A 13,964-nucleotide genomic window follows, 5' to 3' on the forward strand; every position below is an offset into this window, starting at 1 on the left:
ATGCTATTCCGGGAAGCAAGGCTCGCGCAAGCCCGGCGCCGCGAAGACGCCGCATTCCGCGCCGCTCTTGCCCAAAGCGCATGCAGCCTCGCACATGAGCAGAGCGTGGGCGCACGGTTGACGGCGCCGGGGTCGCGCGGGCAACACCGGGCCGCCGCGGGAGGCCCCGCGCGCTGCCGGAGCTTTCAGCCGATGTCGTCCGCGAAATCCCCGCCCGTCTCCCCGCTGGCGCCGAGCGCGGTGCCGGAGCTGCCGCCGCTCCCGGGGGTCCGAATCGCCACCGCCCAGGCCGGCATCCGCTACAGCGGCCGGACCGATGTGCTCTATGTCGATCTCGCCCCGGGCACCCGGGCGGCCGGCGTGTTCACCCGCTCGAAATGCCCCTCGGCACCGGTGGATTGGTGCCGCGAGGCCCTGGCGCATGGCGGAGCCCGGGCCGTGGTGGTCAATTCCGGCAACGCCAACGCCTTCACGGGCCGGCTCGGACGGGAGGCCGTCGCCAAGACCGTGCAGATCGCCGCGCAGGCAGCCGGCTGCAGCGACCGGGAGGTCTACGTCGCCTCCACCGGGGTGATCGGCGAGCCGCTGCCGGCCGAGCGATTCGAGGGCGTTCTGGCCGATTGCGCCGCCCGCGCAACGGACGGGCCTTCCGCCTGGGCCGAGGCCGCCCGGGCGATCATGACCACCGACACCTTCCCCAAGCTCGCGACTCGCACCGCCGAGATCGACGGCGTGCGCGTCACCATCAACGGCATCGCCAAGGGTGCCGGCATGATCGCCCCCGACATGGCGACGATGCTGGCCTTCGTGTTCACCGACGCCGCTCTGCCCCAGGCGGCGCTCCAGGCCCTGCTCACGGCCGGCACCAAGACCAGCTTCAACTGCGTGACGGTGGACGGCGACACCTCGACCTCCGACACCCTGCTGCTGTTCGCCACCGCCAAGGCCGGCAATGCCGAGATCGCCGACGCGGCCGACCCGCGTCTGGCCGGCTTCACGGCGGCACTCGACAGCCTGCTGATCGAGCTGGCCCAGCTCGTCGCCAAGGACGGCGAGGGCGCGCGCAAGTTCGTCACCGTCCGGGTCACCGGCGCCGAGAGCGACGCCTCCGCCCACAAGATCGCCATGTCGATCGCCAACTCGCCGCTGGTGAAGACCGCGGTGGCCGGCGAGGACGCCAATTGGGGCCGGGTGGTGATGGCGGTGGGCAAGGCCGGCGAGCCCGCCGACCGGGACCGCCTGGCGATCTGGTTCGGCGACGTGCGCGTGGCCGTCCAGGGCGCCCGCGATCCGGATTACAGCGAGGACGCCACCAGCGCGGTGATGCGCGAGCCGGAGATCGAGATCCGGGTCGATCTCGGCCTGGGCGCGGGTCAGGCCCGCGTCTGGACCTGCGACCTGACCAAGGCCTACATCGAGATCAACGGGGATTACCGCTCGTGAGGGCCGGTCTCGCCGGGCTGCTCCTGCTGGCGCTGCTGCCCGCCGGGGCGCAGGCCGACGATTCGGAGTGCAAGCGGCGTATCAGCGTCGTCGGGCGCGCCGCGGAGACGCGGGCGCCGGACTTCGCCGAAATCACCGTCGGGATCGAGGCCCGGGGCGCGACCCCGGCCGCGGCCCTCGACGCCGCCTCGAAGGCGGTGGCCGGGGTCTCGGCCCAGGCGCGCGCTTTGGGTGTGCCGCCCGCCGATATCGGCACCGCCGCGGTGACGCTCCAGGCTGGCTCGCGCAGCGTGACCCGTCCGGGGGGCTTGGTCACCGAGGAGCCCGACGGCTACCGGGCCGGCAACCTCGTGACCGTCCGCCTCGCCGACATGGACCGCCTCGGCGACCTGCTGCGCCAGGCCCTCGATTCGGGCGCGAACCGGATCGACGGGGTCAGCTTCGGCCTGCGCGATCCCGACAAGGCCGAGGCGGCCCTCCAGGTCGCGGCGGCCCGCGATGCCCGGACCCGGGCCGAGGCCCTGGCCGAGGCATTGGGCGCCAAGCTCGGGCCGCTCTGCACCCTGGGCAACACCGGCGCCCCGGCGCCGTACCCGATCCAGAATCGCGCCCTCGCGGCCCCGATGGCGGCGAAAGGCCGGCGCGTTCCGATCGAGGCCGGCACGATCCAGCTCGCCTCCGAGGTCTCGGCCACCTTCGCAGTGGCGCCGTGAGCGGGCCCGAGACACCTGCCCTGCGCCTGTTGCTCGTGGTCGCCGTGGCGCTGGTCGACGTCGACGGCCGGGTGCTGGTGAGCGAGCGTCCGGCGGGCAAGCAGCTCGCCGGCCTGTGGGAATTCCCCGGCGGCAAGGTCGAGGCCGGCGAGCGCCCGGAGGAGACCCTGATCCGGGAGCTGTCCGAGGAGCTCGGCATCCGGGTCGAGGAGCCGTGCCTGGCGCCGCTGACCTTCGCCAGCCACGCCTATCCGGACTTCCACCTGCTGATGCCGCTCTATGTCTGCCGGCGCTGGTCGGGCACGCCCCGCCCGATGGAGGGCCAGGCGCTCAAATGGGTCCGCCCAAAAGCCCTGCGCGACCTCGCCATGCCCCCCGCGGACGCGCCGCTGATCCCGTTTTTGGTGGAGCTTCTGGGGAGCTGAGGCGGGCTCGCGATGACGCGCAGGACGCGCCGAACCCTTCAAAGCGTAAGAATCCCCTCCACCACCTCCTGCACGGCGAGCGCTTCGGCGAAGGTAGCGAGGTGGTGGGGTTCGCCCCGGGTCATCCGGACGACGCCGTCGAGCTGGCGGCGCAGGGCGATCGGGCGGGCCTGGGCGTTGGGCAGCGCGTCGGGGCCCGGGGTGAAGCGGCCGTCCGGACCAAGGCGCTCGGCGATGGCCCAGTCGCGCAGGCGGATTGCGCCGGCCTCACCCTCAAACGTCCAGGTGTTGTGGTCGTCCTCCGGGACGCCGCCGACCCGGCCGGTCAGGGTCACGGGGATGCCGCCGGCGTTCAGCGTCACGTCGATCGACCGCTCGGAGCGGCCGGCCTCCGGGAAATCCACCCGGCCGGCGAGCCAGTCCAGCGGCCCGAGCAGGCGGCGGGCGAGGAACAGGAAGTGCGAGACGACCTCGCGGGTGAAGCCGCCCTCGGCCCGGGCGTCGAGCCAGCGCGCCGCATCGGCCTGCCAGGGGCGCGGCCAGCGGGCGAAGGCCACCGCGATGGTGAGCCGCCGGGGCGTCCCGACCGCGCCCTCGGCGATCCAGCGCTCCAGCGCCGCGACGCCCGGCGACGAGGCGAACGGAAAATTCACCGCGCCGGACGCCCCGGCCTCGGCCACGAAGGCCCGGGCCTCGGCGCGATCGATCGCCAGGGGTTTTTCGCAGAACACGGTCCGGCCGGCGGCGAGCGCGGCGCGGGCGTAGCCGAGATGCGAGGCCGGCGGCGAGGCGACGTAGACGCAGGCGCTCGCGGCCACCACGGCGGCGGCGTCCGAGACGCGCGGCACCGTCGGGAAGGCGGCGCCGATCCGGTCGAGCGCCGCCGGAGCCGGATCCCACAAGGCGGCGACCCGCACCGGTGAATCCGGCGCCCCGTGGATCGCGCCGATCAGGCGCTCGCCCATGATGCCGGCGCCGATGATCCCGAGGGCGAGCCGATCGTCGGTGGTTGTCATGCCGGATCCCGTGTGCTGGCAGGCCCCGCTGGGCCGCCCGCCGCAGCCTTACGGGATAGGGACCGAGGCGGGAAAGGCTGCCGCACGCTCAACCCTGGATGAAGGCGAGCAGGTCGGCGTTGAGCCGGTCCTTGTGGGTGGTCGCAAGGCCGTGGGGAGCGCCGGCATATTCCGTCAGCGTCGCGGTCGGCACGAGCTTGGCGGCGGCGCGGGCCGAGGCGTCGATCGGCACGATCTGGTCGTCGTCCCCGTGGATGATCAGGGTCGGCACGGTGAGGCGCGTCAGATCCTCGGTGAAATCCGTCTCCGAAAAGGCGGCGACGCAATCGTAGGCGTTCTTCAGGCCGGTCATCATGCCCTGCAGCCAGAACGTGTCGCGCAGGCCCTGGCTCACCGCGGCGCCGGGACGGTTGGCGCCGTAGAACGGGCCGCTCAAATCCTGGAAGAACTGCGCGCGGTCGCGCAGGACCGAGGCGCGGATGTCGTCGAACACCGCCATCGGCAGGCCGCCCGGGTTGGACGGGGTCTTGACCATCTGGGGCGTCACAGCGCCGACCAGCACCGCCTTGGCGACCCGCTGCGTGCCGTGCCGGCCGATGGTGCGGGCGACCTCGCCGCCGCCGGTGGAATGGCCGACCAGCACGGCGTCCCGCAGGTCGAGTTCGGCGATCAACCCGGCGAGATCGTCCGCATAGGTGTCCATGTCGTTGCCGGTCCAGGGCTGGCCGGAGCGGCCGTGCCCGCGCCGGTCATGGGCGATCACCCGGTAGCCGTTCTGGGCCAGGAACAGCATCTGGTCCTCCCAGGCGTCGCCGTTGAGCGGCCAGCCGTGGCTGAACACCACCGGCTTCCCGCTGCCCCAGTCCTTGAAATAGATCGGCGTGCCGTCCTGGGTCGTGTGGGTTGGCATGATCCGCTCCTGTGGCTGGAGGTGTCGTCCGGTCAGGGCCGGCCTTGCCGCGCGTCGAGGCTGAACGGGCCGGCCCCGAAGGCTGCGACCTGAAGCAAGCCGCCCGCCAGGGCGAGGTTTTTGAGGAAATGGAACATCTGGTTCGGATCGGCCAGCGCGGTGTGGAAGGTCAGCGCTGTCGCCACCGCGAAGCCGGCGAGCCCCAAGGCGACGAGCCGGGTCCGGTAGCCGGCGATGAGCAGCAGGCCGCCGACGATCTCCACCAGCGCCGCCACGCCGAAGGAGATCTCCGGCAGCGGCAGGCCGGCCGCCCGGATGGTGGCGAGCGTCGCGGCCGGGGCGGCGAGCTTGCCGACCCCGCTCACCAGGAACAGCGCGCTCATCAGGACCCGGCCGGTCACGGGCAGAAGCGCCAGCGCGGGGGCGATCGAGGATGCCATGGGGGGACTCCGATTCAGCAGGGAGAGGTTTGACGATCAGGCCGCGTCCGGAAGGGCGAGGCCGCGGACCCAGTCGGTCGCGAGGCTGACATCGGCCTGCGACAGGCCATGGCCGACAGGAAGAATCCGGTGGGTGACTGCGGCGCCGGCCGCGGTGAGCTGCTGGGCGAGACGGCTCGCATTCTCGGCCGGGACGATCGGGTCCATGGCGCCGGAGAGCATCAGCACCGGCTTGCCCGCGAGGTCGGCAGCGGGCGGCTCGGCCAGCGGCACCATCGGGCGGATCAGTACGGCGCCGGCCAGCACCTCCGGGTGCAGCATCAGCAGCGCGGCGGCGATGTTGGCGCCGTTCGAGAAGCCGAGCGCGAGCGGCGCGCCGATCCCGTAGCGTGCCCGGGCCGCGCCCACGAAAGCCGCGAGATCCGCGGTGCGGCGGCGCAGATCCGCCTCGTCGAACACGCCCTCGGCGAGGCGCCGGAAGAAGCGCGGCATGCCGTTCTCCGACACCGCCCCGCGGGGCGACAGCAGGGCAGCGCCCGGGGCGACGATCCGGCCGAGCGGCAGGAGATCGTGCTCGTTGCCGCCGGTGCCGTGCAGGAGCAGCAACGGCCGGGCGGCCGCGCCGGGCTCGAAACGGTGGATCAGGGTGAAAGCGTCTTGGGTGAGGGATTCCTGGGTCATGGCGACCTCGCTGGTGGAATGCTTGGGATCTTCGCCCTAATGGGCGGCGGACTGACTCATCTTCGACTGCATGAGGCGCGCTCTCCTCCCCCTTGCGGGGAGGAGTTGGAGGTGGGGGTGGCTCAGAAGGCACCGCTGCGCCTGATCCGGCGCCACCCCCACCCCTGCCCCCTCCCCGCAAGGGGGAGGGGAAAGCGTCTTCTTCGGAGGCCTCGGTTAGGCGACCTTCGGCAGCACCGCCTCGATTTGGGCTCGGTGCGGCTCCAGCCCGGCGGGCAGCTTCAGGGCGGTGCCGAGGGCGTCGGCCGGCTCATCCACGGCGAAGCCGGGGGCGTCGGTGGCGATCTCGAACAGCACGCCGCCGGGCTCGCGGAAGTAGACCGACCGGAAATACTGCCGATCGCGCTGCTCGGTGACCTGGAGGCCGAGAGCGGCCAGCTTGTCCGCCATCGCGGCCTGCGCGGCATCGTCCGCCGCCCGGAACGCGATGTGGTGGACCGAGCCCGCCCCCTGCCGGCCGCGCAGGAAACCGCCCACCGCCCGGATCGTCACGAAGCTGCCGAGCCCCGCACTGCCGGCGAACCGGATCAGGTTGCCCTCCCGGGCCTCCTCGCGCAGGCCCAGCACCTCCGTGAGGATCGCGGCCGTGGGATCGGCCGTCTCCAGGAGGAGTGTCACCCCGTGCAGGCCGCGGATCGCGTGCTCGGCGGGAACCTCATCCGAGGCCCAGCCGGCCTCCGCCTCGGCGTCGTCGATGCCGACCAGCGCCAGCATCATCCCATCGGGATCGCGGAACCGCAGGGTCGGCGCGCCGAACACCTGGACCAGGGGCTCGTGGGCGACGCCCTTCTCGATCAGCCGGTGGGTCCACCAGCCGATGGAGCCGCGGGGCACCCGGAAGGCGGTCTCCTGGGTCTCGCCGATCCCGACCCGGCCGGGGGCCGCGTGCTCGATCGGAAAGAAGGTCAGGATCGTCCCGGGCTGCCCGGCCGCGTCGCCGTAATAGAGGTGGTAGGTGCCGGGATCGTCGAAGTTGACGGTCTTCTTCACCAGCCGCTGGCCGAGCACGCGGGTGTGGAAATCGAGGTTGCGCAGGGCCGGGCCGGAAAAGGCCGTGACGTGATGGAGGCCGCTCTGCACCATGACGCTATCTCCCGAGAAGCCGCCGCGCCGGGCGCGGGGCGTTTGCGATGACGGCAATCTGGCCCTTGCCGTCGCGCCAGAAAATAGAAACGATGGAAACCCATCGTTTCCGGAATACGACCCATGCGGCTCCCCGATTTCGAGGCCTGGGCGGTCTTCGCCAAGGTGGTGGAGGCGGGCTCCTTCGGCCGGGCCGCGGAGGATCTGGGTCTGTCGAAGGGCACCGTCTCGAAGGCGGTCGGGCGGCTGGAGGCGCGGATCGGCGCACGGCTGTTCAACCGCACCTCGCGCAAGCTCGCCCTGACGGAGGCCGGGCACGCCGCCAAGGCCAACGCCGCGCGGATCCTGGCCGAGGGCGAGGCGGCCGAAGCGCTGGCCATCGCGGGCGCCGCGGAGCCGCGCGGCCTGGTCCGGCTCGCCGCGCCGATGACGTTCGGCGTGATGCATGTCGCGCCGCTCCTGCCGGATTTCCTCCGAAAGCACCCGGCCGTGTCGGTGGACCTGCATCTCTCGGATGCGGTGGTCGATCTTGTCGGCGGCGGCTTCGATATCGGCCTGCGGATCGCGGCCCTGCCGGATTCGTCCCTGCGCGCCCGGCGGCTCTGCGCAATCCGGCGCTCGCTGGTGGCGACGACCGCCTATCTCGACCGGCACGGACGGCCCGCGCATCCGGACGACCTCGCCCGCCACGCCTGCCTGGGCTACGCCTACCTGCCGACGCCGGATCGTTGGCGGTTCGTGGACGCGGCCGGCACCGAGGTGGTGGTCGTGCCCGGCGGCCAGTTGCGGGCGAACAACGCCGAGGCGCTGGCGCCCGCGCTCCGGGCCGGGCTCGGCCTCGCCCTGCAGCCGGATTTCATGATCTGGGACGACCTCGAAGCCGGCCGCCTGGAGCGGGTCCTGCCCGGCTGGTCGCCGCCGCCGATCGCGCTCCACCTCGTGACGCCCCCCGGCGAGCCACGGCCGGCCCGGATCACGGCCCTGATCTTGTATCTCGGTCAGACGCTGGCCCAGGCTCCCTGGGCCGGGCCGGCGAACCGATAGGAGCTGCGGTTTTCGGACAGGGCCGCCGAACGCCGGCAGCGGCTCGGCGTGCACGCATCGCCGCACCCCTTTGAGCGAGGGAGGAAAGCGATGGGCCTCGCGCGCATCCTGTCGACGTTCGATCCGCGTCTCCGCCCGCCGATGGCGCTGAGCCAGCGCCCGTCCGGGCCCAGAGGGAGCACGACCGTTATGTCGGAATCGTACCGTCCCCACGCCGCAAATGATTTTATACAAATATTCTTGACTTGCCAGATCGTATCTGGCCTGCTTGTAAAAGCTTATATACCTTCAGTTACTTATAGGCATCGGTGTCTGGAAGCGGTCGGTCTACGTCCGATCCTGGCGTCCGCTAGGCAGTTGATGGGCGCTTTGTCTGGGCGGATACGTTGCTTGATCGACCCCCGAACCGTCTTGAAGGCAGGGCTGCCGCCGCGCGTCCTCGCAGTCCCGCGATGAGACGGGCCCTGCGCGCGTTGCGCTGCTCCCTCGTGAGCCTGTCGACTTTCACGCGCCTCCGAACCGGGCAGCGGCCCGGCGACGGCGCGCGCACTGCCCGGTTCGGGGCATATTCATCCGCTCCGGCGAGGCCCTGATGTCCCCTGCGGCCCATGTTCGATCCGCACCGGACCGGCTGGTTCACAAGACCGTGGCCGCGGCCGTCGCCGAGTCGCTGCGGCAGCGGATCCTGATCGGCGAGCTTCCGCCCGGGACGCAGCTGCGCCAGGACGCGCTGGCGGAAGAGTTCGGGATCAGCCGGATCCCGATCCGGGAGGCCCTGCTGCAACTCGAAGCCACCGGCCTGATCAAGATCATGCCGCATCGCGGCGCCGTGGTCTCGGGCCTGTCGGTGGAGGAGGTGGAAGACATCTTCACCCTCCGGGTCCAGCTGGAGCCGGAATTGCTGGCCCTCTCGGCGCGGCGTTTCTCCGAGGAGAACATCCTGGAGCTGCGCAGCCTCACCGAGGAATACAGCGCCGCCCTTGAGGCCGGGGAAATCCTGCGCTGGGGCGAGCTGAACCGCCGCTTCCACCTCGATCTGCTGCAGCACGCCGAGCGCCCGCGCTCGCTCAACATCGTCGCCGGATTGCTGCAGGATTGCGACCGCCCGACCCGGCTCCAGCTCTCGGCCTCCGGGGACGTCGCCCGGGCCGACCGGGAGCACCGGGAGATCCTCGCCCTGTGCGAGGCCGGGAAGATCGAAGCCGCTGCCGATCACCTGCGCAGCCATATCGAGCACGCCGCGCAATCCCTGATCGCGATTTATCGGCGTGCGCTCAGCGCGTGAGGCGGCAGCTGCCCCTCACGCGCCCTTGTCCGTGCGCCCCGCGAGCCGGCCGGGCAGGCCGGTCAGGCGGTCCTTCATCGCCAGCACCTTCTGGACCTTCGAGCCGAGGGTGAGGAGCTGGACCAGGCGCTCGGTGTCGAGGCGGCGCACGTCGGCGTACCAGCCGGCAAAGAGCTCGAACAGGTCGTGCATCTCCCGGAGCCGGGCCTGGGCGTGGCGCTCGGCCTCGGTCCCGGCCTCCACCATCAGCAATTCACGCAGGAGTGTGAGCGTGGGGTCAATCTCGCGCTTCTTGCGCTCCTCGACCAGGGTGCGGACGATCTGCCAGATATCCTCCGGGGTGGCGAAGTAGTCGCGCCGATCCCCGGGCACGTGCTGGAGCCGCACGAGGTTCCAGGCCTGCAGCTCCTTGAGGCCCATGCTGACGTTGGAGCGCGAGACGCCCAGCCGCTCGACGATCTCGTCGGCGTTGAGCGGCCGCTCGGCCACGAACAGCAGGGCGTAGATCTGCCCCACGGTCCGGTTGATGCCCCAGCGCGAGCCCATCTCGCCGAAATGCAGGACGAAGGTCTGGACCAGGGGAGGCAGGTGCACGGCGGCGATCCGTCGAACGGTTCAGGCCCCGGGGAAAGCGGGGGGCGTCGCCCGCTTATCAGCTCTTGAGCCAGAACCGGAGAAGCGTCGCCACGGCGCCGAGGCCGAGGATGCTTCCGGCCCAGATCGCGGCGAACCAGGCGAGGCGTTTCCAGAGGGGGAGCGGGGTTGCAGGCGCCATCAGTGATACCCGTGCGCGTCGACCTTCCCGCGGAACACCCAGTAGGAATACGCGGTGTAGATCAGGATGATCGGGACCAGGACCGAGGCGCCGACCAGCAGGAACACCTGGCTCGCCTCGGGGGCGGCGGCCTGCCAGATCGTGATCCGGCCCGGCACCACGTCGGGGAAGATGCTGATCCCGAGCCCGAGGAACGACAGGGCGAACAGGCCGAGTGCGATCAGGAACGGGGCCCGCTCGCCCCCGCCCCGCAGGGTCCGCCACAGGGCGACGGCGGCGAGCGCCACGAGCAGCGGCACCTGCGCCGAGACCAGGACGTTCGGCATCGCCAGCCAGCGCTCGAAGTAGCGCCCCTGCAGGAACAGCGTCGCGGCGCTGACCAGCGCGATCGCCGCCACGGTGGCGATGGTCAGGCGCTGGGCGAGGCGGCGGGCCTGGATCTGGAGCAGCCCTTCGGTGCGCATCACCAGCCAGGTCGCCCCGAGCAGGGCGTAGGCGACCACGAGGCTCGCGCCGACCAGCAGGCTGAACGGGGTCAGCCAGTCCCACCAGCCGCCGGCATAGGCGCGGCCCTCGACCGCGATGCCCTGCAACAGGGCCCCAAGGGCGATCCCCTGGGCGAGCGCCGCCACCACCGAGCCGCCCGTGAAGGCGATATCCCAGGCCGCCCGGTGGCCGGGATCGCGCCAGCGGAACTCGAAGGCGACGCCGCGAAAGATCAGCCCGAGCAGCATGGCGATGATCGGGGCGTAGAGCGCCGGCAGGATCACCGCGTAGGCCAGCGGGAAGGCCGCGAACAGGCCGCCGCCGCCCAGAACCAGCCAGGTCTCGTTGCCGTCCCAGACGGGGGCGACCGAGTTCATGGCGGTGTCGCGCTCCGGCCCCGGCCGCAGGGCCGGGAACAGGATGCCGATGCCGAGATCGAAGCCGTCCATGACGATGTAGGCGAAGACCGCGAAGGCGATCACGAACGCCCAGATCACGGTGAGATCGACGCTGTGGATCATGGCTGCCTCACTCGGCCGGCTGGAGGGCGCGGTCGGGATCGACCGAGGGAGCGGGGGTGATGCCGGCGGTGCGGATCGGCACGCCGGGCTCGATCCCGCTCTCACCTTCATGGGGCGGCTTGGCCATCAGGCGCAGGATGTACAGAACCCCCATGGCAAAGACGGAAAAATAGATCACCACGAAGGCGGTGAGCGAGGCGGCCACGGCCGGACCGTGGAGCGGCGAGGCGGATTGGGCGGTCCGCAGCAGGCCGTAGACCGTGTAGGGCTGGCGCCCGACCTCGGTGGTGATCCAGCCGGCCAGCACCGCCACGAACCCGGCCGGACCCATGGCGATGGCGAAGCGGTGCAGCGGGCTCCACCGGTAGAGCGCCCCGCGCCAGCGCGCGAGCAGGCTGATCGCGCCGAGGAGCAGCATCAGCATGCCGAGCCCGACCATGATGCGGAACGACCAGAACACGATGGGCACCGGCGGCCAATCCTTGCGCGGCAGGCTGTCGAGGCCGGCGAGCGGCGCGTCCAGGCTGTGCTTGAGCACGAGCGAGGACAGCTTCGGGATCTCCACCGCGTAGCGGATCGTGCCGGCCTCTTGGTCGGGCAGGCCGAACAGCACGAGCGGCGCCCCGTCCGGATGGCTCTGGAAGTGCCCCTCCATGGCCATGACCTTGGCGGGCTGGTGCTCCAGGGTGTTGAGCCCGTGGGCGTCGCCGGCGAAGATCTGGACCGGCGCCACCAGGGCGGCCATCCACATCGCCATCGAGAACATCGTCCGGGCGGCCGGGTTGGTGCGGTCGCGCAGCAGGTGCCAGGCGCCGACCGCGCCGACCACCAGGGCGGTCGTCAGGTAGGCCGCCAGCACCATGTGGACGAGGCGGAACGGGAAGGACGGGTTGAACACGATCGCCCACCAGTCCAGCGGCACGAACTGGCCCTCGGCGTTGGTGCCGTAGCCGGCCGGCGTCTGCATCCAGGAATTCACCGACAGGATCCAGAACGCCGAGAAGAAGGTCCCGAACGCCACCATCAGGGTCGCGGCGAAGTGGAGCCGCGGCCCGACCTTGCTCATCCCGAACAGCATGACCCCGAGGAAGCCCGCCTCCAGGAAGAACGCCGACAGTACCTCGTAGGCCATCATCGGGCCGAGCACCGGTCCGGTCTTGTCGGAGAAGACCGACCAGTTGGTGCCGAACTGATAGGACATCACCAGGCCGGAGACGACGCCCATGGCGAAGGCGATGGCAAAAATCTTCAGCCAGTACTTGAACAGGTCCATGAAGACCTGCCGGCCGGTTGCGAGAAACAGGCCCTCCAGCACGGCGAGGAAGCTTGCCAGCCCGATCGAGAAGGCTGGGAACACGATGTGGAAGGCGATCGTGAAGCCGAACTGGATGCGGGCGAGGATGAGGGGGTCGAGGGTGTCGAGCACGACGAATCTCCGGCTCGGGATCTGCGACTCGACTTATAGCAATTTCAGAAATTTCTGAAAAGTCGATAATCACAGGGCTGTCGCGGCGGCCGTGCAGGCCTGGACGCGCGCGGCCGGACACGGCAGGTTCGGGGCGATTCCCCGTACGGTCGGGAGCTTGCAAGCGCGGTGCCCGCCCTCGGGCCACCGCGTCGCGCGACACGCCGCTCCCCGGACACCACGAGACCCGTCGCCCCATGGCCGAACCCGTTGCCGCCGTCTCCATCGACGCGCCCGTCGACCTCGCCGCCGCGCTCTCGGAGCGCATCCGCGGGATCGGCACGAGCCAAATCGGGTTGGTGGCGGATCGCGGCCGGGACGACCCCGATGTGGTGAAGCTCTGGATCGGCGAAGGCGACCTGCCGACGCCGCCCTTCATCGTCGAGGCGGCGCACCGGGCGATGCAGGCCGGGCATACCCGCTACACCACGTCGCTCGGCCTGCCGGCCCTGCGGGCGGCGCTCAGCGCCTATCACGCCCGGCACTGGGGCGTGGACGTCCCGGCGGACAGGTTCGCCGTTACGGCCGGCGGCATGAACGCGATCATGCAGGCCGCGCAGGCGCTGCTGGAGCCGGGCGACGAGATCCTCATCCCCGCCCCGGCCTGGCCGAACCTCGCCGAGGCAGTCCGCATCACCGGCGGCGTGCCGGTGACCGTGCCCTACCGGATCCAGCCGGACGGGCGGTTCTCGCTGCCGCTCGCCGACATCGAGGCGGCGCTGACCCCGCGCACCCGGGTGATCATGGTCAATTCGCCCTCGAACCCGACCGGCTGGACCATGCCGCTTTCGGAGATGACGGCTCTGCGCGATCTCGCCCGCGCGCGCGGCCTGTGGATCCTGTCGGACGAGGTCTACGCGCACTTCACCTACGGCAACCAGATCGCGCCGTCCTTCCTGCAGATCTGCACGGAGGACGACCGCCTGATCGTCACCAACACCTTCTCGAAGAACTGGGCGATGACCGGCTGGCGCGCCGGCTGGGTGATCTTCCCCCGGGGCCTGGCGCCGACCTTCGCCAAGCTCGGGCAGTACAGCACCACCTCGATCCCGACCTTCATCCAGCACGCCTGCGTCGCCGCCCTCGAGGAGGGCGACGGCTTCATCCGCACCATGGTCGACCGCTGCGCCGAGGCCCGCACGATCCTGGTGGATGGGCTGGCAAGCCTGCCCGGCGTGACGGTGGCCCCGCCGGACGGCGCCTTCTACCTCATGCCCCGGATCGCCGGCGACGAGCCGAGCCTCGAACTCGCCTACCGCCTTCTGCGGGAGGCGAAGGTCGGCGTGGCGCCCGGCACCGCCTTCGGGCCGGAGGGCGAGGGTCTGGTGCGGATCTGCTTCGCCATCAGCCCGGAGCTGGCACGCGAGGCGGTGGACCGGCTGACACGGGTGCTGGGGCGGATCTGACCCCGTCCCCGCGTACGCGTACTTTATCTTTGCCGCACAAGGCTGAGACAGGGAATGATGCGGTCATGCGATCGTCCCACCCGCTCTGGCCGCAAAGCGGAGCGTCTAACGGAGAAGCACACTGGAGGCGAAGCGTAGTGAGTCGCGGACAGCACAACGTTTGACACCCTGTAAACGGCCCATTGTCTCGGATCCGTTTAAGAACGCCGGG

Annotated in this window: 15 protein-coding genes; 6 read left to right on the forward strand and 9 right to left on the reverse strand. The window is 71.1% G+C overall.

Features of this window, described 5'->3' with window-relative positions; all coding sequences use genetic code 11:
- Positions 1-192: 192 nt before the first annotated feature.
- Genes argJ through BM228_RS04575 form a run of 3 tightly spaced genes read left to right on the forward strand, consistent with a single transcriptional unit; the run spans position 193 to position 2,581 of the window.
- Positions 193-1,443, forward strand: a complete 1,251-nt coding sequence (gene argJ / locus BM228_RS04565; RefSeq protein ID WP_092037618.1) for a bifunctional glutamate N-acetyltransferase/amino-acid acetyltransferase ArgJ — start codon at positions 193-195, stop codon at positions 1,441-1,443.
- Complete coding sequence (locus tag BM228_RS04570; RefSeq protein ID WP_092037620.1) at positions 1,440-2,156, forward strand: SIMPL domain-containing protein; 717 nt, start codon at positions 1,440-1,442, stop codon at positions 2,154-2,156. The genes argJ and BM228_RS04570 overlap by 4 nt, the downstream gene beginning before the upstream one ends.
- Entirely contained in the window at positions 2,153-2,581 is a 429-nt protein-coding gene (locus BM228_RS04575; protein ID WP_092037622.1) for a (deoxy)nucleoside triphosphate pyrophosphohydrolase, read from the forward strand. Before BM228_RS04570 ends, BM228_RS04575 begins: the two co-directional genes overlap by 4 nt.
- Before the next feature lie 38 nt (positions 2,582-2,619).
- Here the strand turns inward: BM228_RS04575 and BM228_RS04580 are convergent, their stop codons facing one another.
- The 5 genes from BM228_RS04580 to BM228_RS04600 form a co-directional block, all read right to left on the reverse strand.
- Complete coding sequence (locus BM228_RS04580) at positions 2,620-3,597, reverse strand: Gfo/Idh/MocA family protein (RefSeq protein WP_092037624.1); 978 nt, start codon at positions 3,595-3,597, stop codon at positions 2,620-2,622.
- 88 nt (positions 3,598-3,685) lie between these two features.
- Entirely contained in the window at positions 3,686-4,507 is an 822-nt protein-coding gene (locus BM228_RS04585) for an alpha/beta fold hydrolase (protein WP_092037626.1), read from the reverse strand.
- A gap of 32 nt (positions 4,508-4,539) precedes the next feature.
- Positions 4,540-4,947 carry a DoxX family protein gene (locus BM228_RS04590; protein ID WP_092037628.1) on the reverse strand — a complete coding sequence of 136 codons (408 nt, stop codon included), beginning with the start codon at positions 4,945-4,947 and terminating at the stop codon, positions 4,540-4,542.
- A 36-nt stretch (positions 4,948-4,983) separates the two neighbouring features.
- Positions 4,984-5,628, reverse strand: coding sequence for an alpha/beta hydrolase (locus BM228_RS04595; protein ID WP_092037630.1), 645 nt, complete (start codon positions 5,626-5,628; stop codon positions 4,984-4,986).
- A gap of 216 nt (positions 5,629-5,844) precedes the next feature.
- A complete protein-coding gene (locus BM228_RS04600; protein WP_092037631.1) occupies positions 5,845-6,771 on the reverse strand; it encodes a ring-cleaving dioxygenase in 927 nt (308 codons plus the stop codon).
- A gap of 123 nt (positions 6,772-6,894) precedes the next feature.
- Between BM228_RS04600 and BM228_RS04605 the strand changes: the two genes are divergently transcribed.
- Positions 6,895-7,815: a LysR family transcriptional regulator gene (locus BM228_RS04605; RefSeq protein ID WP_092037633.1), complete on the forward strand. Its 921-nt coding sequence runs from the start codon at positions 6,895-6,897 to the stop codon at positions 7,813-7,815.
- 592 nt (positions 7,816-8,407) lie between these two features.
- Complete coding sequence (locus tag BM228_RS04610) at positions 8,408-9,100, forward strand: GntR family transcriptional regulator (RefSeq protein WP_092037634.1); 693 nt, start codon at positions 8,408-8,410, stop codon at positions 9,098-9,100.
- 15 nt (positions 9,101-9,115) lie between these two features.
- Here the strand turns inward: BM228_RS04610 and BM228_RS04615 are convergent, their stop codons facing one another.
- From BM228_RS04615 to BM228_RS04630, 4 genes are read right to left on the reverse strand one after another with little or no spacing between them, the layout of a single operon-like run.
- The gene (locus BM228_RS04615) at positions 9,116-9,694 is read right to left on the reverse strand and encodes a GbsR/MarR family transcriptional regulator (protein WP_092037636.1); all 579 of its coding nucleotides are present in this window, start codon (positions 9,692-9,694) and stop codon (positions 9,116-9,118) included.
- Positions 9,695-9,752: 58 nt separating this feature from the next.
- Positions 9,753-9,875, reverse strand: coding sequence for a DUF2474 family protein (locus BM228_RS04620; protein ID WP_007569138.1), 123 nt, complete (start codon positions 9,873-9,875; stop codon positions 9,753-9,755).
- On the reverse strand, positions 9,875-10,882 hold the full coding sequence (cydB, locus tag BM228_RS04625; RefSeq protein WP_092037638.1) for a cytochrome d ubiquinol oxidase subunit II: 1,008 nt from the start codon (positions 10,880-10,882) through the stop codon (positions 9,875-9,877). The genes BM228_RS04620 and cydB overlap by 1 nt, the downstream gene beginning before the upstream one ends.
- Before the next feature lie 7 nt (positions 10,883-10,889).
- Positions 10,890-12,308 carry a cytochrome ubiquinol oxidase subunit I gene (locus BM228_RS04630; protein ID WP_092037639.1) on the reverse strand — a complete coding sequence of 473 codons (1,419 nt, stop codon included), beginning with the start codon at positions 12,306-12,308 and terminating at the stop codon, positions 10,890-10,892.
- 236 nt (positions 12,309-12,544) lie between these two features.
- Here BM228_RS04630 and BM228_RS04635 point away from each other — a divergent pair, with 236 nt between their 5' ends.
- The gene (locus BM228_RS04635; RefSeq protein WP_092037640.1) at positions 12,545-13,753 is read left to right on the forward strand and encodes a pyridoxal phosphate-dependent aminotransferase; all 1,209 of its coding nucleotides are present in this window, start codon (positions 12,545-12,547) and stop codon (positions 13,751-13,753) included.
- Positions 13,754-13,964: the final 211 nt, after the last annotated feature.

Origin of the sequence: Methylobacterium pseudosasicola, assembly GCF_900114535.1 — a bacterium.
In the GTDB taxonomy this organism is placed as follows: domain Bacteria; phylum Pseudomonadota; class Alphaproteobacteria; order Rhizobiales; family Beijerinckiaceae; genus Methylobacterium; species Methylobacterium pseudosasicola.